Source organism: Acinetobacter sp. YH12135 (genome assembly GCF_013418565.1).
Classification (GTDB): domain Bacteria; phylum Pseudomonadota; class Gammaproteobacteria; order Pseudomonadales; family Moraxellaceae; genus Acinetobacter; species Acinetobacter towneri.
The window spans coordinates 59764-86567 of record NZ_VPBU01000014.1 but is presented as its reverse complement, the minus strand read 5'-3'; the positions used below and the strand labels follow the sequence as shown (position 1 = coordinate 86567).

Annotated in this window: 23 protein-coding genes and 2 pseudogenes; 10 read left to right on the top strand and 15 right to left on the bottom strand. The window is 40.9% G+C overall.

Going from position 1 to position 26804, the window contains the following annotated elements; genetic code table 11:
* Positions 1-125: MerR family DNA-binding transcriptional regulator (locus tag FTU70_RS09545; protein WP_180060505.1), on the bottom strand; the 125-nt coding region annotated here is incomplete at its 3' end.
* Between the two features lie 49 nt (positions 126-174).
* Here FTU70_RS09545 and FTU70_RS09540 point away from each other — a divergent pair.
* A pseudogene (locus FTU70_RS09540) lies at positions 175-546 on the top strand (winged helix-turn-helix domain-containing protein); the annotation flags it as partial.
* Positions 546-1855 (top strand): annotated as a pseudogene (locus FTU70_RS09535) (ATP-binding protein). The pseudogenes FTU70_RS09540 and FTU70_RS09535, both read left to right, overlap by 1 nt.
* A 9-nt stretch (positions 1856-1864) precedes the next feature.
* Here FTU70_RS09535 and FTU70_RS09530 read toward each other — a convergent pair.
* From FTU70_RS09530 to FTU70_RS09515, 4 genes are all read right to left on the bottom strand, one after another.
* Positions 1865-2548, bottom strand: a complete 684-nt coding sequence (locus tag FTU70_RS09530; protein WP_179994041.1) for a phosphatase PAP2 family protein — start codon at positions 2546-2548, stop codon at positions 1865-1867.
* Positions 2549-2607: 59 nt separating this feature from the next.
* Complete coding sequence (locus tag FTU70_RS09525; RefSeq protein WP_179988910.1) at positions 2608-2985, bottom strand: diacylglycerol kinase; 378 nt, start codon at positions 2983-2985, stop codon at positions 2608-2610.
* Positions 2986-3164: 179 nt separating this feature from the next.
* Entirely contained in the window at positions 3165-4295 is a 1131-nt protein-coding gene (locus tag FTU70_RS09520) for a TIGR00341 family protein (protein ID WP_180060504.1), read from the bottom strand.
* Between the two features lie 42 nt (positions 4296-4337).
* Positions 4338-5912, bottom strand: a complete 1575-nt coding sequence (locus FTU70_RS09515; protein WP_180009250.1) for a sensor domain-containing diguanylate cyclase — start codon at positions 5910-5912, stop codon at positions 4338-4340.
* Positions 5913-6293: 381 nt separating this feature from the next.
* On the opposite strand from FTU70_RS09515, the gene FTU70_RS09510 reads away from it, so the two are divergent.
* Positions 6294-6845: a ricin-type beta-trefoil lectin domain protein gene (locus tag FTU70_RS09510; protein ID WP_019837853.1), complete on the top strand. Its 552-nt coding sequence runs from the start codon at positions 6294-6296 to the stop codon at positions 6843-6845.
* 105 nt (positions 6846-6950) lie between these two features.
* Here the strand turns inward: FTU70_RS09510 and FTU70_RS09505 are convergent, their stop codons facing one another.
* From FTU70_RS09505 to FTU70_RS09475, 7 genes are all read right to left on the bottom strand, one after another.
* Positions 6951-7850 carry a LysR family transcriptional regulator gene (locus tag FTU70_RS09505; protein WP_004970549.1) on the bottom strand — a complete coding sequence of 300 codons (900 nt, stop codon included), beginning with the start codon at positions 7848-7850 and terminating at the stop codon, positions 6951-6953.
* A gap of 48 nt (positions 7851-7898) precedes the next feature.
* Positions 7899-9614, bottom strand: a complete 1716-nt coding sequence (dld, locus tag FTU70_RS09500; protein ID WP_179996991.1) for a D-lactate dehydrogenase — start codon at positions 9612-9614, stop codon at positions 7899-7901.
* Between the two features lie 90 nt (positions 9615-9704).
* Positions 9705-10859 (bottom strand): FMN-dependent L-lactate dehydrogenase LldD, encoded by a 1155-nt coding sequence (gene lldD, locus FTU70_RS09495; protein WP_180060503.1) that lies wholly within the window; start codon positions 10857-10859, stop codon positions 9705-9707.
* Complete coding sequence (gene lldR, locus FTU70_RS09490; protein ID WP_004970689.1) at positions 10856-11605, bottom strand: transcriptional regulator LldR; 750 nt, start codon at positions 11603-11605, stop codon at positions 10856-10858. Before lldR ends, lldD begins: the two co-directional genes overlap by 4 nt.
* Before the next feature lie 24 nt (positions 11606-11629).
* Positions 11630-13300, bottom strand: a complete 1671-nt coding sequence (lldP, locus tag FTU70_RS09485) for an L-lactate permease (RefSeq protein WP_179996066.1) — start codon at positions 13298-13300, stop codon at positions 11630-11632.
* Between the two features lie 518 nt (positions 13301-13818).
* On the bottom strand, positions 13819-14316 hold the full coding sequence (locus FTU70_RS09480) for a hypothetical protein (protein ID WP_004970693.1): 498 nt from the start codon (positions 14314-14316) through the stop codon (positions 13819-13821).
* Between the two features lie 97 nt (positions 14317-14413).
* Positions 14414-15664 carry a YncE family protein gene (locus FTU70_RS09475; protein WP_096902747.1) on the bottom strand — a complete coding sequence of 417 codons (1251 nt, stop codon included), beginning with the start codon at positions 15662-15664 and terminating at the stop codon, positions 14414-14416.
* 351 nt (positions 15665-16015) lie between these two features.
* Between FTU70_RS09475 and FTU70_RS09470 the strand changes: the two genes are divergently transcribed.
* Positions 16016-16612: a 5-formyltetrahydrofolate cyclo-ligase gene (locus tag FTU70_RS09470; RefSeq protein WP_026438444.1), complete on the top strand. Its 597-nt coding sequence runs from the start codon at positions 16016-16018 to the stop codon at positions 16610-16612.
* 147 nt (positions 16613-16759) lie between these two features.
* Positions 16760-19186, top strand: coding sequence for an endopeptidase La (lon, locus tag FTU70_RS09465; protein ID WP_131260796.1), 2427 nt, complete (start codon positions 16760-16762; stop codon positions 19184-19186).
* A 355-nt stretch (positions 19187-19541) separates the two neighbouring features.
* Here lon and FTU70_RS09460 read toward each other — a convergent pair whose 3' ends face one another.
* A complete protein-coding gene (locus FTU70_RS09460; protein ID WP_373683476.1) occupies positions 19542-20507 on the bottom strand; it encodes a M28 family peptidase in 966 nt (321 codons plus the stop codon).
* Between the two features lie 157 nt (positions 20508-20664).
* On the opposite strand from FTU70_RS09460, the gene rlmH reads away from it, so the two are divergent.
* The 3 genes from rlmH (at position 20665) to FTU70_RS09445 (ending at position 22996) form a co-directional block, all read left to right on the top strand.
* Entirely contained in the window at positions 20665-21147 is a 483-nt protein-coding gene (gene rlmH, locus FTU70_RS09455; protein ID WP_026438445.1) for a 23S rRNA (pseudouridine(1915)-N(3))-methyltransferase RlmH, read from the top strand.
* Positions 21148-21297: 150 nt separating this feature from the next.
* On the top strand, positions 21298-22074 hold the full coding sequence (locus FTU70_RS09450) for a dioxygenase (protein ID WP_096901485.1): 777 nt from the start codon (positions 21298-21300) through the stop codon (positions 22072-22074).
* Positions 22075-22213: 139 nt separating this feature from the next.
* Positions 22214-22996 (top strand): META and DUF4377 domain-containing protein, encoded by a 783-nt coding sequence (locus FTU70_RS09445; RefSeq protein ID WP_004970709.1) that lies wholly within the window; start codon positions 22214-22216, stop codon positions 22994-22996.
* Positions 22997-23067: 71 nt separating this feature from the next.
* On the opposite strand, the gene gdhA is transcribed toward FTU70_RS09445, so the two are convergent.
* The gene (gdhA, locus tag FTU70_RS09440) at positions 23068-24411 is read right to left on the bottom strand and encodes an NADP-specific glutamate dehydrogenase (protein ID WP_004970711.1); all 1344 of its coding nucleotides are present in this window, start codon (positions 24409-24411) and stop codon (positions 23068-23070) included.
* Positions 24412-24768: 357 nt separating this feature from the next.
* Between gdhA and FTU70_RS09435 the strand changes: the two genes are divergently transcribed.
* On the top strand, positions 24769-25563 hold the full coding sequence (locus tag FTU70_RS09435; RefSeq protein WP_004970712.1) for an RnfABCDGE type electron transport complex subunit B: 795 nt from the start codon (positions 24769-24771) through the stop codon (positions 25561-25563).
* A 92-nt stretch (positions 25564-25655) separates the two neighbouring features.
* Positions 25656-26345 carry an endonuclease III gene (nth, locus tag FTU70_RS09430; protein WP_154321249.1) on the top strand — a complete coding sequence of 230 codons (690 nt, stop codon included), beginning with the start codon at positions 25656-25658 and terminating at the stop codon, positions 26343-26345.
* Positions 26346-26474: 129 nt separating this feature from the next.
* On the opposite strand, the gene FTU70_RS09425 is transcribed toward nth, so the two are convergent.
* Positions 26475-26699 (bottom strand): hypothetical protein, encoded by a 225-nt coding sequence (locus FTU70_RS09425; protein ID WP_225543532.1) that lies wholly within the window; start codon positions 26697-26699, stop codon positions 26475-26477.
* Positions 26700-26804: the final 105 nt, after the last annotated feature.

Sequence of the window (26804 nt, the reverse complement as noted above, 5' to 3'; positions counted from 1 at the left end):
TAACGTCTGTGATTTTTTGGGGTTCTATCTGCGACTAAAGTGCCTTCCTCATCCCATCTTCTTAGGGTTTGGATGGAAACACCCAGTGTTTTAGCTGCAACGCCAATACTAACATATCTACTCATTTGTATATAATAATATAGAAATAGGTAGATTTCAACTAGCAGTTATTAACCCTATGAATTTGATGAATTACTGGCGCGAATTTATGCCCTGCTCAGACGTAGCGGCGCACAAAATCCTGTAAACGATACCGCACATATTTTAAGTTATGGCGATTTAGTCTTAGATACCGAACAACATTTGGCAAAATTCAAAGGTGAATATATCGAATTGTCGAATCGTGAATGGGCAATTTTAATGGCTTTGGTCAGCCACCCTAATAAAATTTTCTCTAAAAGTAATTTAGAAGATAAATTATATGATTTTGACAGTGAAGTCAGCAGCAACACCATTGAAGTCTATATTCACCATTTACGCGCCAAACTTGGCAAGGACTTTATTCGTACCATTCGTGGTTTGGGCTACCGTTTAGGGCAAATTTAATGCAATCCTACTCTTTGCAAAAACGTCTGATTGTTTATGTTTCTATCTTTAGTGTCATGTTGGGCTGCGTTTTGGTATTTGCAGCGTATCGAATTGCCCTAGAAGAAATGAATGAAATTTTAGATGCACAAATGCAAAGTTTGGCAGAACGCATTGCAGCGAACCATCCTGAACCTACACAGAGCCAAATCGATTTAAATCAGAGATATAGCGAAGAAGACTTATTTGTCGATATTTGGTCATATGACGATGCTACAACACAATTACACCCTCAAGATGTGTTGCTACAACCCGTAGAAAAACCAGGGTTTTATAATCATCAAACCGAAGTTGGACTGTGGCATACCTATATTTTGCCGCAAGAAACCCTACAGATTCAAATTAGCCAGCAAAACTCTGTGCGCCAATATTTAGCTTTAGAATTAGCGGCAAATATGTTTATTCCCTATGCAATATTTTTACCCTTTGCCCTTTTGGCTTTGGGTTGGCTGATTCGTCATAATTTTCAACCACTAAATAACTTTAAAAGCGAATTGGCACGTCGTAAAGCGCAGGATCTCAGCCCGATTCACATGTTGGATTATCCTGTCGAGCTTGCACCCACGATTCAGGAAATGAATCAGTTATTTACGCGAATTTCTGCCGCACAGCAGGAACAGCGCCAGTTCGTTGCCGATGCTGCACATGAATTACGTACCCCACTCACTGCACTCAATTTACAAGTACAAATTTTATTGCAGCAATTTCCACATAGTGATGCCCTCAATAATTTAAGCCAAGGGGTTTTGCGTTTACAGCATTTAGTCAATCAGTTATTAAGCTTAGCCAAGCAAGATGCCTCAGATAGTCTAATTGAAAACGATCAAACCCTATCTTTAAATCAAATGACCATTGCCTGTGTGGAACAGCTCATTCAATTGGCATTGCAAAAAGATATTGATTTAGGTGTCGAACAACGCCAAGAGTTGAATATTCATGGACAAAGTTCTGCTTTACTTCCATTATTTATAATTTAATTGATAATGCGATTAAATATACCCCCAAACAAGGCGTGATTAATGTGACTATTTTTCAGCAAGAACAACATGCAATTTTGCAAATTGAAGACAGTGGTGCAGGCATTGACCCCGCACTATTCAATCAAATTCGACAGCGTTTTTACCGTATTCATAACCATGCGGAAATTGGTAGTGGTTTAGGTTTATCTATTGTAGATAAAGCCACCCAACGCTTAGGTGCAAGTTTAGAGTTTTCTAAAAGTGCCAGTTTAGGTGGTTTATGTGTGCAGGTTAAATTTCCGATGCGTTAAGATCGGGTTTTAAGTTAGATTTTGAGTGTGCAATTTATGCGCCAAGAATGCATAGGCAACCACATTCAAACACCAAGTAATCCAGCCTGTCCAAAGATTATGACTAAAAAAATGTGCCCCGCGCATCATTTGCGCCCAGCCCATCCCCATGCCTAAAATACATGCTGCAATTAAGAAAAAATAAGCACGTTTAGGTTGAGCAACCCGATAAACAAAATATCCTACCAATAAAGCAAAACCACTTGAGGCATGCCCACCAGGAAAACAATGCCCTGCCGTTGCACTTAAATCCCACCAAACGCCATGCGCTGTGGCAATGCTCATATCCCACGGGCAAGCATGTGCCGACTGCGATTTAAGTATTGCAATCACACTGGTTGAAATCACCGCCATCCAAAAGAAATAGCCAAACTCCCAACGACGAGCACGTAATTTTTGAAATCTGAAAGACAGCAACCAAGCCAGCAAATAGCTCAGATATACTGCAATCAGGATATATTTGACATACCGATGATTTAATACAGCCAATGCCCAGTCTTGTCGAAGTGGAAATTCTGCATGAGCATCCACAAAGGGTTGAATGAGGTATAAATCTAGCCTGCCTGCAACGCTAAAGAAATTGAGCAATATCAGCAAACTCAGAAGGAGTAAAATTGCTTGAAGAAGTAAAAATTTTGAATGCTGATGCCGCATGAGGAATACTCAACTCACTATCTATTTTAAAGTCTGTTTTATGCTTGTTTTTTAAGGAATTAAGCAGAAATCAGGCATGCACCCCAAGTCAATGCGATAATTGCCAAAGCAACAAATTGCGCTGCACTGCCCATATCTTTGGCATTTTTAGACAAGGGATGTTGCTCAATTGAAACACGATCGACCACAGCTTCAATGGCTGAATTAATCAGTTCGACAATGATGGCAAGTAAACACACCACTATCATGATCACTTGTTCGACACGACTAACAGGCATGAAAAAACTGAGTGGAATCAGCAGTGAATTAATCAGAATGATTTGCCGAAATGCCGCTTCATTTTGAAAGGCGGCTTTAAACCCTGCCAAAGAATAGCTTGTGGCATTCAAAATCCTTTGTAAACCAGAAGTGCCTTTGTAAGGAGAGCGTGGAAGCATAGTGAATCTGATTTGAAATAAATCCGATGTTAAGTCACTTAGCTTAAAATTGGCTTAAATATAACCTTTTGAGACTATTAAATTAAATCTGTGTAATATGTAACATTATGAATGCCTATTGAATAATAAGACTCCATCTAAAGTAAGCTGTAAATACCATCAATTTCTTATTGTTGAATCTAAGGTTGTATCAATTGCTCGGCTTCAACTTGCTTAATATCAAAATCAGGACTTTCTTTGGCTTGAATAATTTGCACAGGAATAAAGCGCACTTGAACCACACTTGGTTTTCCAGGTGGGTCTTGTGCTAATTTTTGATTCAATGCAGAAATCTGTTGAGGTTTTGGCGCTATATCTCCACGCAAGACTACGCGAATTAAAGTCATCTCTTTACGCCGATCAAACTGCACCGTATCAATCAAATTATTATGTTGATTAAATTGACTTTCAATCAAGCTTTCTACCTGATGTTCATACATCTGTTTATTTAACATCATCATAAAGTTAAAGCTTAAATAGATACCCAGCGCAAAAAGTACTAAAAGACTCACGATATTTCTTTTAATAAATTCAATTACTGTGCTATTTACTTCTTCATCTGAACCGCGTCTAAAACCTGCTGCCCATAACACCAGTGAAGAACTAATTTGAATAGCAACAATATTGGTCAGTGCCAACAGCAGAGCATTTGCTGCATGTTTCCATTCCAGATGCGCAATTAATATGCCACTTGCAACCAGCGGCGGTACCAAAGCAGTCGCAACTGCAACGCCAACAACAGCCACAGACAGACGTGGTGAAACGGCTGCAAATGCCCCTGCTGCACCACCCGCAAGTGCAATCATTAAATCCATAATGGTAGGCTGAGTTCTAGACAGAATTTCATGGGTGATAGGTAAGTTAATATTGATAAGACCTAAAATGATGCCAATACTGACAATCATCGACACACCTAAAACTAAGGTTTTAAATGCTGTTTTAAAAAACAACCATCGATTATCAATAAATGCTAAAGCTATACCTGAAATAGGGCCTAGCATCATCGCAACCAGCATTGCACCAATCACCACTGCGGCTGAATTTGACAATAAACCATAGCCCGCAATAATCGCTGCCAAAGCATTCATTATAAAAAAGGTTTTGCTTGGTAAGGCATCCGCTTGAATGTTCAACCGTACTTGTTTATGATCAATTTTTTTAGAATTTTCGCGCTCCGCCTGTTTGTATTTCAGCTTTTCTTTCAAAAGTTCATATTTTTCTTGTTCAGGACTGTCTTCAACCACTATCGTTGGATCTTGATCTTTTTCCAAAGCATACCTCCGTGTCAGCTAAAGAAGAATCTTTCCAAATCCTCATACGGCCGTAGACTTTGTGCAATTACGCCCATCATGTTTAGCTTCATACAATTTATTATCTGCAAGTTTCAGTACATCAGAAACATCTTCTGCATCTCGAGGCCAAAAAGCGATGCCAACAGAGATGGTGATTTGACCCATCTGATTAATCGTAGTTTCCTGCATGGTTTTTCTAAGCCGCTCTGCAGCTTTATACACCACATTTGCATCTGCAGTCGTCATTAAAACTAGAAATTCTTCACCGCCACTACGACAGCAAACATCCTGTTCCCTAAAATTAGTTAGCATTATTTGCGCGAGCGTTTTAAGTACCACATCACCTTGATCATGCCCATACTGATCATTAATTTGCTTAAAAAAATCTATATCAATGGCTAATACTGCAAATTCGGTACGAGTCTCTAGCAGTTCATTTAAAAATAATTGCATACCACGACGGTTATATAAACCTGTTAATGGGTCCGTATTGACACGATGTTTTAACTCCGCAATCCGATCACTAAAGGTTTCCGAACTCATTAATAATGAGGTTCTAAACTTTAAAACCTCGAAATACCACGGATCAACTTCTTTAATTTTATTTTCAATGTCCGCATGATTGAGCATACTTGCCATACGTGCCAAGCGGTTCAAAGGTGAAGAAATAAAGCTTGAGATATACCAAATCAATAAAAAAATAAAAAAGTAAAAAATGAAGATTCCAATCGATACTTTAAAAATCAGCGTATTAGCTTGTGCAAGTAAATCATCTGTGGGCTGCTGAGAAACTACAATCCAATTTACACTTGGAATATGTGCAAAACCCGCCAAATTATCTATACCTAAACTATTCTTTAAACGAATTGATCCCTTTGTATTCTTATTAATATAATCCAAACCTGTATTATTGATAATTTTTTCACCAATTCGCTTTTTATCTGGATGAAAAATAATACGATTATGTTGATCAATCACATACATATAACTTTTTTTATAATCATACTGAGTATTGAGCATGGTATTAATCAAGTTCTGCTCCTGTAAATAAATCGTACCACTGATTAAGCCTAAATATTGATGTGTTTTATTATAAATAGGTTGTGACATCATGACGATTAAATTATTACTTATAGACCAATAGGGAGATGAAATATAAGTTTTCTTTTTTTCAATAGATCCATCAATACCAATGGTACTATAAGCCTGATTAAAATTAAGTTTTAATGTATTAGGTGCATAAGCTAAAATATGTTTATTCTGCTCTACCAATAAAACACTATTAAAATTATTCGATTGATTTTTTAAGCGTTTTACTTCTTCTTTTCTAACTTGTGTATTATAAAATTTTTTTTCTAATAAACGTGCACTATAATCCAACTCTTGCAGCATATCTGAAAAATGTTGATTGGCACTGGTGGCAATTTTTTCTGCATATTTTTCATTGATCGAAAGTGAATTTTGAATTAATTGTTGTTTAATTACATAATTTAAAATAAAAATACTTACGACAAATAAGCCTGATACACTTAAAATTGTGGAAATTAAAATAAGTTTACGCAGATCCAATCCAAGTCGTAGTAAAAAATGTTTCAACAGTTCCTACCCCAAAAATTCAAAAACTGTGACAATTGCCAACTTTAACACATAATTTTACAACTCAATCACATAATTTTAAAGCAATATAGTTGAATTTTTGATGTTCAATTCAACAAATTGGATAATTCGCTTGTTGCTGACCACAAACTAAATCAGAAATATATCCTCTAAATACAATTTCTACCACACACTTCCTAAGAATGCACCGACTAATAACAAATAAAGACAACTTGAATTTTTTCGTTCTTATTTTTTGCTGAAAACCTTGTCTATTCGATAAACTTTTAGGGTCAATTACTCATAAAATTACAAAAAATAAATATTTATTCCATGCTTTAAATTTATCCTATCCACCTAATAAATAAATTGTTTTCTCTTATGTTTAAGACACTTTTCACTATAAGCAGTTGCTCACTTTTAACAGCATGTATTGTAGTTGACGGAACAGCATCGGGGCAGATTCCCAATATCGTCATTCAACCTCAAATTCCAGCAAGTACACCTGTAGAACGTCCTGCACAACAAACCATTTATATGCCAACACCTATGCCTTATCCTGCACAAACATGGCAACAAAAAGTCAAAATTAAAACCTATGATGGTCGCTGCGTAGATTTTAGTCGCAGTAATCAACGTTCCATTCAGACTTCACATTGTCATGATGGTACCAATCAGCATTTTATTTTCCATCCTGATCAAAGCATTACCGTGCAAGGTAAATGTCTAGATGTAGCAGGAAAACAGAAACATGATGGTGCTGAAGTAATTGCTTATACCTGTAATGGACAAAGTAACCAAAAATGGTATCTCGATGGTCAGCGTATTCGTAGTGCAGATACAGGCAAATGTTTAGATATTTATAATGGAAAAATGAAAATGTATAGCTGCAATCAAAATCGTGGGCAGAAATTTAGTTTTATTGCCTTATAAAAAAGAATCACTAATTCCCTCAGCCTAGCCTGCTCTTTTGAAGATGAGGGAATTAGCGAATGATAATTTAAAAAATTATAAAAATTTTACTTTAAATACGATTAATTAAGGATGCTGACTAAACAAATCAAAAATCACTTTTCTTAACCACTGATGACTGGTTTGGTGATGACAAGACGTATGCCAATATTGTCGTACAGGATAGGTTGGAAAATTCAAAGGCGCACTCACTACTTGTAAATTCCCGCGTGCCAATAACACCTCACTTAAATAATAAGGCACTGTCGCAATCATATCGGTTTCTTGCACAATTAAACCGACCCCTAAATAACTTGGGATACTCATTAGAATATTACGTCTTAAACCACGATTGCTTAATTCATTTTCAATATGGTAGTGACCTATACTGGTATCTACATCGACATGCGATTCACGAATATAAGCTTCAACATCTAAACTTTTTTCACAAATACGTGGATGATCTTTACGACTAATCACCACATAATATTGTAAAAATAATTGCTGCTGATAAAAACCCTGCTCTAACTCAGGTAAAAAACCAATCGCAAAATCAATTTCACCATTTGCCATTTGATAACTGGTTTCACGGGTAATAGGACGAATTTTAATCCGCACTGAAGGTGCATATTTTTTTAAAAACTTGGTCAGTTTTGGCAATAAAACCAAATGCGAAACATCGGTCATTGCCAAGGTAAATAATTGATCGGAATGTGTCGGATCAAAATCGACTTTAAAATTATTGACCGTTTCAATTTTATTAATAATTTCACTAATCGGTGAAAAAATCTGTTTCGCCAACTCTGTAGGCAACATTTCATTGCCAACCCTTAAAAATAATGGGTCATTAAAATGCTGACGAATTTTATTTAAACAGTTACTAACCGCAGGCTGACTCATGCCCAATGCATCTGCTGCTGCAGACACATTTTTTAATTTATATACATAGTAAAAAATCTGTAGCAGTTTGCTATCTAACTTAAACATATCCATCTTTCCTTAGAATCAGTTTCACTGCTCAGTTTTCATCCTTATTTAACGCCAAGCTTTTAATTTAGAGCTATGCCCAATGCCCACATTAAAACAATTGGTCGGATCCAATTTTTGATAATGCTGCTTTAAGGCAGGCTTCGCCACATATAAATGCCCAACATTATGCTCTGCAGGATACTCTGCCCCACGTGCATCAAGCAATGACCACATTTGATGTTCCATCGCCAACGGGTCTACGCCTTTTTTAATAATATAGTCCTGATGAAAGACATGACATAAAAAATGACCATAATACAACTTATGTATAATCGCCTGCTCCAACTCTTCGGGCAAGGTTTCAACCCATTGCTGATCATTACGTCTTAACGCAATATCTAAAGCAACAATGTCTTCCACTTCATTTCGATGTGTATCACGATAACGAATTGCAGCACCTGCCACTGCAAAGCGATGCAGAAAAGCCTTGCGGCCTTCATCTTCATTACATAGAAAAAAACCGCCGGAATTGCGCGTGATAAAATAATCCATTAAAAACTGCTGTACTGCCGCAACATCTTGCTGCTCAATGCGCAAAATTAAATGATGTTCATACAAATCACGAAATTGGTTCATGCGTTCTGGTAAATGATTTGGCAGTAGTTTCGTGAACATTTGCAAAACTTTATCCGACAATCCACGCATGCCCCAACGGGTTAGAAAACCATCAACTTTATCTTTCATGGCAAAAGCTGCAGGTACTTTACTGGTGCCAAACTTCTCGATAAACAAGAAGCTGTCTTTGCCATATTCTGCACCAATGTCATAGGCATCTCGATGAATATACTCGCCAGCAATCGGTACACGCGGCAAATCACGTAATAAAAAACGGCGAATCGCGGTTAAATCATCCTGCTGATTGCTGCCGATATAAAACACCTGACTCGGAATTTTCTCAAATGTATCCAAACGCACTGCAAACACACAGACTTTACCTGCCGAACCCGAAGCTTCAAACAAACGGCTCGGGTCGGCATTAAACCGTGCAGGCGTATCGGCATCGACTTGGGCAACATCATGCACGTAACGCTGATCTGAAGCACAACAATGTTCCGAATATTCAATATCTTCAGGGCGATATTGTTGTTGCTCAAGTTTGGTTAAAATTTCTTCTGGCGAGTTCCCTAAATTCACCCCCAAATGATTGATGAGTTGCAACTCGCCCAGTGCATCGACTTGTGCATATAAGGCCAACTCAGTATAGGCAGGACCACGTCTGACCAATGCACCACCTGAATTATTACATACCCCGCCCAACACTGAAGCGCCAATACAAGATGAACCAATGACTGAGTGTGGCTCACGCTGATGCGGCGCCAATTGCTGTTCCAAAGCATCCAATGTTGCACCAGGCAAGCAAATCACTTGCTTGGCATCGTTGATGAGCTGAATACCTTTTAAACGTTGGGTGTTGATCAAAATTACAGGACGATCATAGTCATCACCAAAAGGGGTAGAACCACCCGTGAGTCCAGTATTGGCGGCTTGCATAATAATAATGCAATCTGCTGCCACAGCCACTTGTAACACTTGCCACTGCTGCAATAAAGAACCTGGCGTGACCACCGCAAAAACCTGTCCTTCGCCAAAACGTCGCCCTTGACGATATAAACGAGTATCTGATTCATGGGTCAATACATGCGCTTTTCCCACAATATCGACCAAGTTTTTGAGGGTTGCTGCAGCATCAAATTGTGTTGCAGAAGAAATTGTCTGTGGCATAGTGTACAAGTCCTGAAACAAGGTGAAAAATACAATTAAGCGATTCAGCCAAATGCATCGGTTGATGGATTGATCGCTCCTGTTGGCAGTTTAGCCTTTCAGTTCACGCTCAAGTTGTACCAAGCAATCTGAGTTAATCGCTTGAATGTTTTTAGCACCCGTTAAGGTCATTGCGACTCGCATTTCTTTATCAATCAATTCGAGTAAATTACTCACACCCGCCCCACCTGCTGCACCTAGTGCATAAATAAAGGCACGTCCGAGCATACAAGTATCCGCACCCATCGCCAACATGCGCACCACATCTAGGCCATTACGAATACCTGAATCCACTAGAATTTTTAGATCTCCTTTTACTGCATCGGCTATTGGCGGTAAAGCACGTGCAGTCGAGAGCACACCATCTAACTGACGACCACCGTGATTGGACACCACAATTCCATCAGCCCCAAAACGAACAGCATCCTTAGCATCTTCTGGGTCTAAAATGCCTTTAATGACCATTGGGCCATCCCAGAATTCACGAATCCACTCCAAGTCTTTCCATGAAATAGATGGGTCAAAGTTATTGCCTAACCAGCCAATATAATCTTCAAGTCCTGTTGGTTTGCCTAAGTATTTAGAGATATTGCCCAAGTCATGCGGACGACCTTGTAAGCCAACATCCCATGCCCAGTTTGGATGCATCACTGCCTGCATATAGCGGCGCATAGCAGCATTTGGACCACTCATGCCCGAATGTGCATCCCGATAACGTGCGCCAGGCACAGGCATATCTACTGTAAAGACCAAAGTTGAACAGCCTGCTGCTTTAGCACGTTCCAAAGCATTACGCATAAAACCACGGTCACGCAATACATATAATTGAAACCACATTGGCCGTGAAATGGCAGGCACCACTTCTTCAATTGGGCATACCGACACGGTAGATAAAGTAAACGGAATGCCTTTTTTGTCAGCTGCAACTGCAGCCTGCACTTCACCACGGCGCGCATACATGCCCGTTAAACCCACAGGTGCCAAAGCCACAGGCATTGACAAGGTTTCATTAAATAAGGTGGTTTCTAAACTCAAAGCCGACATGTCATTCAAAACACGTTGGCGCAAGGCAATCTGTGAAAGGTCTTCCACATTTCTTTTTAGCGTTTGTTCCGCGTACGCACCTCCATCAATATAGTGAAATAAAAATGGCGGTAAACGGCGTTTCGCTGCTTCGCGGTAATCATTCGCAGAAGAAATAATCATGGCGCTATCCTGTTTAATCGACTCGCACGCTGACGACGCGCATCTTCCTCGTCTATCATGCGTACTTGTTGAACTACAAATTCAATATGTCCACACACTGCCGAACGGGCAGCTTCTGGATCCTGGCGTTCAATTGCATCCATCACTTGAAAGTGTTGATCGTGCAACTGATCGAAACGGTGGGCTTCGGTATAGACTTTGCGTCTGCCCAAAACTACGTTGTATTGCAACAAATCAAATAAGCCACGCATCATTTGAATGAGCACCAAATTGTGCGATGCTTCGGCAATTGCCAAATGAAACTTGGCATCGGCAATTGCTGCCTGATCGTCATCACCTAAAATTTGAAAATGGGCGATTTGCTCATAACAGGCACGGATGTTTTTCAAATCCTCAGCAGTTGCCCGCTGTGCGGCATACCATGCCGTACCACCTTCAAGCACCATTCGAGCTTCCTGCACATCAAAACGATAAGCAGGGTCTTCATCAATCAGGTTACTTAAAGGCTGCACAATTTGATATTGCGACCAATTGGTGGGTAGCTGTTGCAAAAAAGTACCCGCTCCAACTTTGCTGACCAGCATGCCCTGACTGGTCAATTGCTGAATAGCCTCACGCAAAGAGGAACGGGAAACCCCGAGTTGTTCACATAACTTTCTTTCGGCAGGCAATCGGTCTCCGACTTGCATCTGATTTTTTTCAACCAGTGTGCGCAGGTCTTGAACAACTTTGTCGGAAACTTTCATGCGGCTATCCTCTTGTGCATGTGGTTATGGAATCATCCATGGGAACACATAAGCTTGTAGAGTGATAATAATACCGATCATTACGGTGAACGTGATACTGTGTTTCACGGTAAAGCGGAATAAATCCGATTCTTTACCGACTAAACCAACAGCCGCACAGGCAATTGCAATAGATTGCGGTGAAATCATTTTGCCTGTTACCCCACCACTGGTATTGGCAGCAACCAACAGAACTTCTGGTACACCAATTTGCTGTGCGGTTGTGGCTTGCAAGGCAGCAAACAAGGCGTTGGCTGAAGTATCTGAACCTGTCAAGAACACCCCAATCCAGCCTAAAAATGGCGAGAAGAATGTGAAAGCATTGCCTGTGTGTGACAAAGCCAGTGCCAAAGTCGCAGACATGCCTGAATAATTGGCAATAAAAGCAAAAGCCAACACCATCCCAATCGAATAAATTGGTGTTTTTAGCTCATTGATGGTTTCTGCAAAAGTTTTAACAGCTTCGCGCGGTTTCATTTTTAAGTAAATGATGGTGATGACAGCCGCAATCATAATTGCAGTCCCTGTTGCACTCAGCCAATCGAACTTAAAGATTGCATCGTAGTCTTTAACTTCAGCAACCACAGGCGGCATTTTTTGCACCAATTGATGTAAAAATGGCACTTTGATGGAAATTACCCAGTCATGCATTGCCCCATCTTTTGCAAATAAATCTTTGAACGGTTTAATACTCCAAATGGTGACCATCACCGTTAACACTGCAAAAGGTGACCATGCTTTAACAATCTGCCCGATGCTGTATTTTTGCTGTTGTTCTGCAACTAAGTTGGCATCCACTTTGGTGTCTGCATCGCTAAAACGGAAAATGTGTTTTGGCTGCCAGAATTTAAATAAGACCGTTAAACTAATCAAAGAGGCAATTGCGGCTGTAATGTCAGGTAACTCAGGTCCAACAAAGTTAGAGGTCAAGTATTGTGCAATCGCAAAAGCACCACCACCCACCAACACTGCAGGCCAAGTTTCTTTCACACCGCGCCAGCCATCCATAATTGCCATAATCCAGAACAGCACAATAGGCACCATAAATGGCAACTGACGCCCAACCATCTGGCTAATTTCCATGGTTTCTACACCCGAAACCTGACCCGCCACAATAATTGGAATCCCCATTGCGCCAAACGCAACAGGTGCGGTGTTCACAATCAAACATAAACCCGCAGCGTATAAAGGTTTAAAACCCAAACCCACCAACAAAGCAGCAGTAATTGCCACTGGCGCCCCAAAGCCCGCTGCACCTTCTAAAAATGTGCCAAACGCGAAGCCCACTAGTAGCATCTGGAGACGCTGATCTTCTGTAATTGACAGAATAGATGAGCGAATAATGTTAAACTGCCCTGTTTTTACAGAGATTTTATATAAAAATAATGCGCCAATAATAATCCATGCGATTGGCCATAAACCGTAGAAAAAGCCATAGATCAATGAAGCAAAAGCCATTGGTGCAGGCATGCCATAGGCAAATAACGACACTAATAACGCCAAAATAACCGTAATTGTTCCCGCAACACTTCCTTTTAAGCGAAATACAGCCAATGCCAGAAAGAAAAAGATAATCGGGATTAATGCAATAAGACTCGAAATCCAAATATTTGCCATTGGATCGTAGATCTGTTGCCAATGTTGAAGCATTGTCATCTCCTTGAAATGCTCACTCAAACGTAAACATAGGTCTAAGCATATAGATAAAATTCTAATTTTGGTCTGACCAATATTAAGATAAAAATCAAAATACTCTTAACATTTGCAACAAATAATAGTTTTATACAAATAAATGTCAATATTGGTTGGATTGTTTATTCATATGGTCATACCAATTTAAATAAAGATGATCTTTGTTCGCAGCATAAAAAATACGGTGAAGAAAAATTTAAACTTTGTTTTTTCTGTAGTTTTTAAGAGGAAGGAAAAACCAAATTTATTCGGCACAGCCTTATACAACTTTCGTCTAATACAGTAAAATACGTGTGCTTTCTTCTAAGATGAATTGAACGCTTGATCAAAGGAATCATGGATAAATTCAGCTCAAGTGGCCGCTATTCGGCTTAAAAACATGTGGATTAAAAGAATTTTTTAGACAAAAAAATAACGCCATTATTGACTGCAACAATGGCGTCATCGTGTATTTATAACAGCAACTCACACCTTACTGTGGCTTAACCTGTCACCACGTTCAGGCGCTTTAAACGCGAAATATGCAAATCAATTTGCCCTGCAATTTCAGGTAAAATTTGCTTTAAAAACTGGCTATAGTTCATTGCATCTTCTGCTCTTAATACGCCTGCTTGTACCAATTGTTCCTGCTGTAGCAACATACTTTGTACACGGTTTAAATCAGGCTTTTGCCCTTGGCTTAAACCTGTACTAATTTGCTTAAAGCCTAAATACAACTGATCACGTTGCTGGATTAATTGCTGCATTTCAACTGCAGATACCGCAGCACGCTCTAGCATAGCGTTTGTTTCCAGTACATTTTCAGATTCATCTGAATATAGACTTTGCGTTGTTTCTATCTCTGTGGAAGCCGTGTTCGGTTTCACCCACACTGTTTCCGAAACAGTCTTATTCGGTGGTTGAAATACATACACCACGGTAAACAACACCGCGACCGCCAAAACAAAAAAGCCAATACCGAGCCATCGAGTCCCATTCATGTGCATGCTCCATAAGCAAACCATCCTAAAATGCGCTCAATTCAAATATCGTCTTGAGCGCCTTAGCATGCTTTGCCTGTTATGATCGGCCTAAAAATTACGGCGTCGACCAATCGCTTGGTGCATAACCCAAACGCACTCGCTGTGGGTGATTCCCCACTGGCACACTGCGGACTTTTTCTCCCGTAGCAAAGTCAATCACCGTTACCACATCGGTTTCACTTTCTGAAATCACACAGCTTTTTCCATCTGGGCTACGGGTTGCCCAATATGGTTTACCTGCAGGAATCAGTTTGCCTGCTTTTAAACTCTGACGGTCTACAATGGTCGCGTAATCATCCATCGTGCCTGCCACACAGAGTTTTTCGCCATCTGCGCTGATGGATAAACCATGATGACGTGAATCATTTACCCATTTGCTGCGGTCTTTTGGAATTGTACTGCTGCCCGGTAATTGTCCAATACGCGTGACTTTATCGGTTTTTAAGTCGTATTCCACCAAACCATTAAAAAATGAAACCTGCGCATAAAGTTTGCTTTCATCTTTACTTAGCACCATAGGACGCACTGAGTTGGATAAATCTTTACGTCCAAAGGCATCTAACGCAGGTCGGAAATCAATTTTTTTCAGAACTTTATAATTGTTGGCATCGGCAATGGTAATAAAGCGCTTACCTTTGGTAAAATCTTGCCACTGTGCATCCATCGAAGTTTCTACGTTACCAATCGCAGAGTTTAAGATTTTCGTTCCACCTGCAAAGTAAATATTTTCGTGCGGCTTATCCCCTGTTGCAAAACGCCCCAATTCTTTACCTGTATGAATATCTAAAACATGCACCACATTACCTGACGATGCCGACACAGCAACACGTTGTCCATCTGGTGAAACCGCCATGTGGTCTGCGCGGAAACCTTCGACTGGCGTACGCCAATTAATTTTGCCCGTTTTAATGTTGATGGATACCACATCGGCAAAACTTGGACGTGAAGCCACAATCGACTGTCCATCTGGCGTGGAATACATATCATCCACCAACTGGTCATTGCCCTCACCTGCAGTTTGTTGAATGTAAGTGTAGGCAATCAATTTCACTGGATTTAAATGAATTTCTAATAAACGCTCTTTGCGGTCAGGAATCATATTGACCACACCCACTTTGCCAAAGTCTTGTGAAGGGTGAATCACCGTCACTGTGCCATCCCAGTTATTGCCGACAAAAAAGACTTGTTGGGTATTCGGTGGCTGCGGTAAATAGGTCGAATCTGCATAACTTTGTGCGCTGACACAACTTCCTAAAGCCAGCACGCCTTGAAGTAGATGTTTAAACACCTTGTTGGAATAATTCATGTTCTTGTTCTCCCTGAACAGCAAAATGAAAGTGTTGTTTTTGTTTTGGCTTGTGTTTTTACATATTTGTTGTTTTTAACTGAAGCCTGCCTAATCCATCTTGAAGCGATCTTGAAGATTGTTGGCGTGGCATTGATTGGGCAATAGCATAAGAGTTTTTGTAATTTTGCGTCTAGGGTTCGAGCTAGACTATCCGATAGCAGGTCAATTTTCAGATAAACAGAAATACAGCATCACATCCTGTTAAAATGCCAAGTATGATAAAAGCTTGTTTTTGTCGATGAAATGACAGTAATCCCATACCCATTCAAGCATTTAAACTCAAGAATATAAGGATGTGCCGAGATGCAGTTGTTGGAACTTAAAACCTTGCGTAAACAGCTTCGACAACAGCGCAGAGCGGTCACGCGCACCCAACAGCAACACGCACAGCAAGCTGTTTTGCAGCGGCTAATACGACTGCCAAAATTTCAGTACGCAAAAAAAGTGGGTATGTATTTACATGCTTTTGGTGAAATTCATACACACCGCATCATTGAATATTGCTTCGCGCATAGCAAACAAGTGTATTTGCCCATGATTTGCAATATGAATCAACACTTGGTGTGGGTACAAATCACCCCACAACAATATCGTCAGCGTCGCTTTGCCCATCATCGTTTGGGGATGCAAGAACCAAGAACAAGTCGCGGAAAACACATCTCCCATTTAGATTTAGTCTTGATGCCCTTATTGGCTTGCGATACGCATGGCACCCGCATTGGAATGGGCGGTGGTTATTATGACCGCACTTTAGCCTCTGCCCCGCAGCATCCTTATCGCTTAGGGATTGCACATGATTTTCAGCTAATTCATACACGCTTGCCACGTGAAAATTGGGATCAACCTGTAGATGCCTTACTAACTCCACAACATTTTTTACAGTTTAAACGCACCTTGAAACGCTAAATTGATCATTTTGACTGAATAGATCAATTTAAAATCACATATTTAGCTACTTTTTAAACAATTTGTGTTGACCTGCCCTTGTATTTTAAAAAATACCCATCACTATTAAAAAAATGGCAACACCGTTGTCACTCATTAGGAGTGCCCATGTCTGAAATTATTATGAATCAAGAAACCTTAGAGCCTCAGGTTCCAAGTGTATTACCGCTTTTAGCGCTACGTGATGTGGTGGTTTATCCACACATGCAAATCGCGCTATTTGTAGGTCGTGAAAAATCGATCAATGCAGTTGATGTGGCTCGTAACAGTGACAATCTAGTATTTGTAGTTGCGCAAAAAGATTCGCTTACAGAAGAAATTGATCACGACAATTTATATCAATACGGTACTGTCGCGAAGATTGTGCAAGTTGTGAATCACGAAAATGATGAAAACTGTATCAAAGTTCTGATTGAAGGCTTATACCGCGCCAAACTCGAAAAAATTATTGATGAAGACGCGTATTTGACTGCAGAACACAGCTTGAGCCCAATGACTGTTGCGATGGATGAAAATACCCAAGCAACACGTTTGCAAGAATTACGTGCCTTATTTGCGCAATATGCAGAAGCAAAATTACGCAATGCACGTGAACTGATTGCTGCTGCCAATAAAATTGAAGATTTATTGCAGTTGTTGTTCTTTGTTGCAACCCGTGTGCCATTGAATATTGATGTCAAACAAAAATTCCTTGAGCACGATGAGTTTGAAGCTCACTTGACCGAGTTAATGACTTATTTATTGCAACAGTCTGAAGAACAGCAGATTGAGCAAACCTTGCATGACTCTGTTAAACGCCAGATGGAAAAAAATCAGCGTGAATACTTCTTGAATGAGAAGATGAAAGTCATTCAACGCGAACTGTCCGATATGAACGGCGGTGCGGAAGATGATGTCGCTGAAATTGAAAAACGTCTGGCCGAAGCAGACTTGCCAGAACATGTCCGCAAAAAAGCAGAAGCTGAGTTCCGTAAGCTAAAAGCCATGCAACCTGCATCTAGCGAAGCGGCTGTGGTACGTAACTATCTGGAAGTAATTTTAGATACGCCATGGAACAAAGCCAGCAAAGTCAGCATTAACTTGGCGAAAGCACAAGAAATTTTAGATGCCGACCATTACGGTTTAGATGAAGTCAAAGACCGTATTGTGGAATACCTTGCTGTGCAGTCGCGCGTGAAAAAACTCAAAGGTCCAATTCTGTGCTTAGTCGGTCCTCCGGGTGTAGGTAAAACCTCACTGGGTGAATCGGTTGCAAAAGCCACTGGACGTGAGTTCGTGCGCATGGCGCTAGGCGGCGTACGTGATGAAGCGGAAATTCGCGGTCACCGCCGTACCTATATTGGTGCGATGCCGGGTAAAATTGTGCAGTCATTGACTAAAGTTGGTGTGAAGAACCCACTGTTCTTGCTCGATGAAATTGACAAAATGGCACAGGATTACCGTGGCGACCCTGCATCTGCTTTGTTAGAAGTACTTGATCCATCACAAAACAACAAGTTTAATGATCACTATTTAGATCTAGACTTAGACTTGTCTGAAGTGATGTTCATTTGTACTGCCAACAGCATGAATATTCCAGAAGCTCTGTTAGATCGTATGGAAGTAATTCGTCTACCGGGTTATACCGAAGATGAAAAAGTGAATATTGCAGAACGCTATCTTGTCCCTAAAGCCATCAAAAATAATGGCTTGCGTGCTAAAGAATTGACGGTTCATGAAGAAGCGATTCGTGACATTGTGCAGCGCTATACACGTGAAGCAGGTGTGCGTAGTCTGGAACGTGAAGTGTCAAAAATTGCCCGTAAGGTGGTGAAAGAAGCAGTCAGCAAAAAAGCCAAAAACCTACAGGTAGATGTGACTTCACAAAACTTGCCTGACTACCTTGGTCCACACAAATTTGACTATGGTATGGCAGAAGAAGAAGCCGAAGTGGGTCGTGTAAATGGCTTGGCTTGGACTTCAGTGGGTGGTGAATTACTCACCATTGAAGTGGCAACCATGAAAGGCAAAGGTAATTTCATCACCACAGGTTCATTGGGTGATGTGATGCAAGAGTCAATCAAAGCCGCGATGACCGTTGTGCGTACCCGTGCCGACAGTTTAGGCATTGAAGCCAATGTATTTGCCGAAACCGATGTACACGTACACTTGCCAGAAGGTGCAACACCTAAAGATGGTCCATCTGCAGGTTTGGCATTGACTACGGCATTGGTATCTGCATTTACAGATATTCCAATTCGTCCTGATATTGCCATGACAGGCGAAACCAGCTTACGTGGTCGTGCAATGCGCATTGGTGGCTTGAAAGAGAAACTTCTTGCGGCACATCGTGGTGGTATCAAACTGGTATTTATCCCACAGGAAAACGTGCGTGACTTGTCTGAAATTCCAGACAATGTCAAAGAAGGTTTGGAAATCAAGGCTGTGAAAAGCATTGATGAAATCTTGCCTTTGGCACTGACCAGTATGCCTAAGCCTTTAACCAAGGCACCGATTGTGAAGCCAGTAGCAGCAGGCAAAGCCGCACGTCATTAAGCAAGTTACTCTGCTTTAAGCATAGAACATCTCAAAAGAGCACTTCGGTGCTCTTTTGTCGTATTTAGATTCTGGATTTAAAATAATTGAATAATTTTTTAATTATTTTTAAAATGGATAGTCTGTTTTTAATTCAATTTCCTTGAAAAAATAGGCAAACCATCCACATATATAAATTTAAGATACATCGCGCTGTATGTTTCTTGTTTGGTCTATTTAGACCGATAAATTGATCAGACGCTTTTGATTGAAGCGTGCTTCATGGTCTGGTCATCCATATCTCCAGGTGGATGACCTTTTAACCGCAGTCCTATTTCTATTCAGGGCTGCGTTCTTTATGCGCTGCGATCAATCATCAAGGTGATAAAATCTGTGCAACCAAGCCATTCACGACATGTGCCATTTTTTCAAAATTTACTGTTTTTAAAGTATCACCTGTGGTGTGGCGAAGTGAGCTGCGATAACTGCCCGTATCGGTAATTAAAATAGCTGGAATATCATATTTCCAATAATTTAAATGATCTGAAAAATCTATACCCTTGATGAAAGTCGGTGCCACCACGCGCTCACATTGCAACTGGTTCAAACGCTGCATCGTATTGCAATAGCTTGCACTCATTTCACGTGATTGCATATTGCTCAATGCCACAATAAAATTGCCATGACTTGGGTAAATCCACTTTAAACCGATTGGGTAATTTTGCACCAAATTTTTATCGTAATAACCAATCATATCCAGCACATACACCGCACGGATTTTTTCCTTTTCAGCCTGCACAGATTTGGCATGTATAAAACTGCCCATCGACTCGGTTTTAAAAAATGGTGGCTCTGCCAAGGTATAAAAAACAAATTCAACATTTTGACTAAGTTTATTCTTTTCCTGCGCCAAAATTCGTGCTGTTTCGATTACACCTGCAACGCCAGAAGCGTTGTCATTTGCCCCCTGCTGCTGCCCATAAACATCGTAATGCGCACCAAAAATCGTTTTTTGCGCAGCACCGATATTCAATTTGCACACCACATTGCGGTAGCTTTGCTGATTGACCACATAATTTTGAAATTGACACGGAATTCCAAATACTCGCATTTGTTCCCGAATCCATGCCGAAACCCGATTCAGTTCAATCACATTTTTATAATGACGATACTGTTCGGAATTACCCAAACCCTGCTGCCCAATCACTTGCTGCATATAGACTTGCAAATTGTTTGGTTCTGCCCATTGAGCCTCAGGCACAGCAAATGTAGCAGTGGTCATCAATCCCATACCCGCGCCCAATATCCATGAATATAACTGCTGACTTTGAAACGCGCGCATGCTGATAATTCCAAGACAAAAAAGACCAATAAGATTGCTGAGTATTAAAGCAACAGCCTGTTGGCAAATTCAATTGCAAATTGTGTCGTTACACAGCGCTTGTGTTGAATCATGGTTATAATGCGAGATTCTGATTGATCGCTACATGAACTCGCCTATGAAAATTCGCATTCTGACCATTGGACAAAAAATGCCTGCTTGGGTGCTGACTGGTTTTGAAGATTATTTCAAACGGATTCAGCCTTTTGTGCAGACTCAAATTGTCGAACTGCCAATGGCGAAACGTGGCAAAAATGATTCTGAGGCCGATATTCTAAAATATCGCCAAATTGAAGGTGATAGCATTTTAAATGCCATGAAAAACAATGAGCTGTTAATTGCCTTGGAAGTGGGCGGCAAAGAGTTCAGCACCGAAAAACTTGCAGAAACCATGAAAGGCTGGATGCTAGAAGGCAATGATGTCGTGCTTGCGATTGGTGGACCAGATGGTCACTCTGAAGCAGTACGTAAAGCAGCAGCATGGCATTGGTCATTATCCAAACTAACTTTGCCACACCCTTTAGTTCGCGTGATGCTGATTGAGCAGCTATACCGTGCTATGAGCATCAACCACAACCATCCTTATCATCGTGCAGGTTAAATCAACTTATTCAATTTGTACGTTGAGTTATCAAAATATCTTCAACTCAAACGACGTTGCAAAGCTGCAACATAGCGTTGAACAAAAGTACATTTCGCTATACACACTTTTTTGCGATGCTGTAGAACAGCAGGCTTTAGGGATCTAGGCATGAACTTACAGACATTACCCGGTTTATTTATCTCACATGGTTCGCCCATGTTGGCACTCAATCCTGAACAGGTCGGGCCTGCACTCAGCCGTTTAAGTGAAAATTTGCCAACACCGCAAGCCATTGTGGTGATGTCGGCGCATTGGGAAAGTAATGCACTGGAGGTCAACACAGGTATTCGCCCTGAAACATGGCATGACTTCCGTGGTTTTCCTGAAGCCTTGTACGCCCTGCGCTACCCTGCACCTGGATTACCTGAACTGGCAGAAGATATTTTGCAGCGTTTGGCTGATGCGGGCTTTGCTGCCCATGCCAACAGCACACGCCCGCATGATCATGGCGTATGGATGCCATTACTACACATGTATCCCGATGCCAATATTCCAGTGATTACCATTTCTTTGCCCATGAATATGAGCGCCGAACAGATTTATCACATTGGGCAAAGTTTAGCGCCATTACGTGAACAGCAAATTTTACTGATTGGCTCAGGCAGTATCACCCATAACTTACGTGAATTATCATGGAATACACCCAATGCGGCTGTGCCTGAATGGGCATCTAGTTTCCGTAATCGTGTGGTGCAGCATTTAAGTCATCGCAATTATGATGCAGTACTAGATTGGCAACAATTGCCACATGTAGCACGTAATCACCCAACCCTAGAACACTTTGCACCGCTTTTTTTTGCAATGGGTACGGGAGATCGATTTAACATTGTACATAGCAGCTTTAGCATGGGTTCACTCGGTATGGATATTTATCGTTTTGACTAACCGATAGCTCCGCTTATTTAAAATCTGACTTTTTAATTTGGATACATTTTGTTAGCAAAAGCTACGATTTGTATCCATATTTTTTGTTAATCTCTTGATTATAATCACGTTGAAACTTTAGCACATAGAATATAAACAAATGAAATTCAGTATTTTTGCGCTTGCCCTGCTCCCTTTGGCTTTAACTGCATGTCAATCTTCACATCTTCCTGCCACTTCAGGAGATCCGGCTATTTCTACTCTATCCACCACATTAAAAACGCCTACACAAATTTTGCCCGCTTATACCTGGGAACTTGATCGTGGGCTGCAACGCCCGATTGTTCTGAGCTTTGATCAACGAGGCAGACTAAGTGTAGCTTCTGGCTGTAATGGCCTTGGCACGAGCTGGACTGTTAAAGATAATACCCTGAGTACGGGTGACATGATGGGCACCATGATGGCATGTGATGCACCATTAATGGAACAGGAACGTTTTATCAGCCAGCTTCTGCAAAAGCGTAATATTCCGTTTAGTCTGGATCTAAATGATGCCAATCAGCCAAAACTGAGTATTACTGCAGCTGATGGTCAAAAATATGTCTTTACCGGAAAAATGACACCGGAAACCAAATACCAAGGTCAGGCAGAAACCATTTTCCTGGAAGTTTCGTCACAGACTAAAGCCTGTACGGGTGTAGCTCAGCAAACCTGCTTACAGGTGAAAGAAATCAAATATGATGAAAAAGGCTTAAAGACTCAGGTCGATAAAGACTGGACTTTATTTTACGATCAGATCGAAGGTTTTCAGCATTCATCGAATGAGCGTCAGATTATTCGGGTAAAACGTTATGAAATTAAAAATCCGGCAGCTGACCAGTCTAAATATGCCTATGTATTCGACATGACCGTAGAGCGTGAAGCAGTCAAAGGCACTCTATAACGATAAAATCGCAATATAAAAAAACCGAGGCATTCACCTCGGTTTTTTTTCAAGCTTAAACTCAGTCAGACTTAGAATACGCCTTGAGAAAGCATTGCATCAGCAACTTTTACGAAGCCAGCGATGTTTGCGCCGTCTACATAGTTCACGGTACCGTCTTCTTTCGTACCGAATTTTACGCAGTTGCGGTGAATTTCTTTCATGATTGCGTGTAAGCGCTCATCAACTTCTTCGAAAGTCCAGCCTAAACGCAATGCGTTTTGAGACATTTCCAGACCAGAAGTTGCTACACCACCGGCGTTAGATGCTTTACCTGGCGCATAAAGAATTTTCGCTTCAACGAATTTCTCAACCGCTTCAAGTGTAGAAGGCATGTTCGCACCTTCAGCAACACAGATTACGCCGTTTGCAAGAAGCGCTGCTGCATCATTCGCATCAAGTTCGTTTTGAGTCGCACATGGAAGCGCGATATCACATTTAATACCCCAAGGACGTTGACCTTCAAGGTATTCAAAACCGTGCTTAGACGCAAATTCAGAAATACGACCACGTTTTACGTTTTTAAGTTCCATCACTTCAGCAAGTAATTCTGGCGTGAAACCTTCTTTCACGTACACAGTACCATTCGAGTCAGAAAGTGAAACTACTTTCGCACCCAAGTACATTGCTTTGTCTGCAGCAAATTGTGCAACGTTGCCTGAACCAGAAATCGCAACGACTTTATCTTTAAAGCAATCGCCACGAGTCTTGAGCATTTCCTCAGCGAAATACACAGTACCGTAACCTGTAGCTTCTGGACGCGCCAAAGAACCACCGAAAGACAAGCCTTTACCTGTGAATACACATGAAGTGTCATTGCTGAGCTTCTTCATCATACCCGCCATGTAACCCACTTCACGACCGCCTACACCAATATCACCCGCAGGAATATCCGTGTTAGAACCTAAATGACGATATAACTCGATCATTAAGGCTTGGCAGAAACGCATAATTTCGCCTTCAGACTTACCTTTAGGGTCAAAGTCTGAACCACCTTTACCACCGCCCATTGGCAATGTGGTCAAAGCATTTTTAAAGGTTTGTTCAAAACCTAAGAATTTTAAAATTGAAAGGTTCACTGATGGGTGGAAACGCATACCACCTTTAAATGGACCAATTGCTGAGTTGTACTGTACACGGAATGCACGGTTTACGTGGGTTTGACCTTGGTCATCTACCCAAGAAACGCGGAACTGAATTGCACGCTCAGGCTCAACCAAACGCTCAAGCAAACCATGTGCTGCATATTGAGGGTTCTTTTCAATGAACGGCCAAAGGCTGGTCATTACTTCTTCTACAGCTTGTAGAAACTCTGGTTGATGTGCATCACGTGTTTTAACGTAATCTAGGAATTCGTTAAGGCTGTTGTATTTCAACGCTTAATCCTCAGCAGAAAATGGATCAAAATTGGTCAAAATTTCAATCAATGATATATTTTGGCGCAAAATATTAAATATCTTTTGTTAACAATCTACAATAGTTTTTTTCAAAAAACTTTAAAACATTTGTATTTTCATAAATTTAACTTATTTTTTAGCGTGTTAAGCCTATAAGTTAATGTAACAAATTAATTCATAGTTTTGAGCATTTTTGCCCAAAAAGCTAGCAATTGTTGTTCTTAATTTGCGCACAAGCCTAAAAGCAAAAATCGTGCTAAAATCATCGACCTAGAATTTCCCCCTAGCCTTATCTTCCGTTTTTCTGCTGCTGTTTAAAGTGGCATTGGTTTGTCCATGAATTCGCAAATTGCTCTGATTCAAAATATTGATGCGCTACTCCCTCAAACTCAATGTGGCTTATGTGGTCACCGTGATGGCTGTTTACCCTACGCCAAAGCGATTGCAGAAGGCGAAGCGGCCAATAAATGCGTACCCGGTGGACAACCTGTTGCAGATGCACTAGCAAACTTACTGCAACGCCCTGTATTGACCGCAGAAGCCAGTGTTTGGCCTGTGCAGGCAGATGGACGCCCACAGCGTATGAAAGCGCTAATTCGTGAAGATGAGTGCATTGGTTGTACCAAATGTATTAATGCCTGCCCTGTCGATGCCATTTTAGGCTCAGGCAAACTCATGCACAGCATTTTGACTGATTTATGTACTGGCTGTGAATTGTGTATCCCACCTTGCCCTGTCGATTGCATTGACTTGGTAGAAGATACACAACCCCTGCTTTCTGATAGCGCACGAGTGGCAGAACAGAATGATTTACGCCAACGCTACTACGCCCACATACAACGTGAAGAACAACGTCGTCTGCACCGTAAAGGCCCTGTGGTACGTGCAGAAATTGATACCGAACTGTTTGCTCAATTTTCTGCACAAGCCGATGCTGCTGTGCCTGTGATTGAATTGCCTGTGCAAAAAAATGAACAGATTTCCACTGCCGATGCACAAACCACCATCGAACTGGCAAAATTACGCACACAAATTAAAAAACTCGAAAAACAACTCAGTGTGCGTGACGATGAGAAAAAACGGCTATTACTAACCAATTTACAACAACAGTTACGTGAATTAGGAGCATAAACATGCCCGAAAGAAATACACGTCTGACCAATAAAGCGGTCAAAACAACGGCTGCCAAAAGCACCACGCTCAAAGAAAAGCCGTCTAAAAATATGACCAAAAAGCAAATTCAGACTTTTTTTGAGCGCTTACGTGACCAACGTCCAAATCCGACCACTGAACTGAATTTTTCCAATCCATTTGAATTGCTGATAGCGGTGACCTTATCTGCACAAGCGACCGATGTCAGCGTCAATAAAGCCACCGACAAACTGTTTCCTGTTGCCAATACTCCCGAAGCGATTTATGCCTTAGGTGTGGAAGGTTTAAAAGAATATATTAAAACCATCGGGCTGTATAATTCCAAAGCAGAAAATGTCATTAAAACCTGCAAAATTCTCATCGAAAAACACGGCAGCATCGTGCCTGATAATCGTGCCGATTTAGAAGCCTTGCCCGGCGTGGGACGCAAAACGGCCAATGTAGTGTTAAATACCGCATTTGGACAGCCTACTATGGCGGTCGATACGCATATTTTCCGCTTAGGTAACCGTACAGGTTTAGCTGTAGGTAAAAATGTTTTAGAAGTCGAACACCGTTTGATTAAAGTCATTCCTAAAGAATTTTTAATTGACTCGCATCACTGGCTAATTTTACATGGCCGTTATTGTTGTATTGCGCGTAAGCCTAAATGCGCTGAATGTGTGGTGTCAGATGTGTGTAACTGGCCTGATCGCTTTGAATTTGGTGCACATCGTCATACTACGCTGCATGAAATTCATCACGCGCCCATATCTAAGTAAGTGCTTCGGTAGAGTTTTGCAAAGTGATCTAAGCTTATTGATGACAAGCTAGATCATCAAAGCAATGTGGATTATCCAAAATCGTGTGGATAACTGTGCAATCTATGCACAAGATTGTGCAGAGATGATTTATTTATCCTGAGAATCTTCAGACTGACGTTGTTGTTCTTGCTGTTGTTTAAGTTTCGGATGCAATTGATAGTGCTTACCTGATTTTTTTTCAGCCGAATTCTGAGCTTGTGTGTTGCGCAATAACTTATAGCTCACAAAAACAAGAAAGCCTAAAACGGCAATACTTGCCAATAACATGATGATCACAGCAGCATGTTGCAAAGCACTCTCCCAAACTGACACAAATAAAAAGAGCCCTAATATGAATCAGGACTCTTTTAAAGTCAAAACAAGCTGCCTGTTTAAGCGATTTTATTTTCTTTTAAACAGGCTTGGTCTAAAACCTAG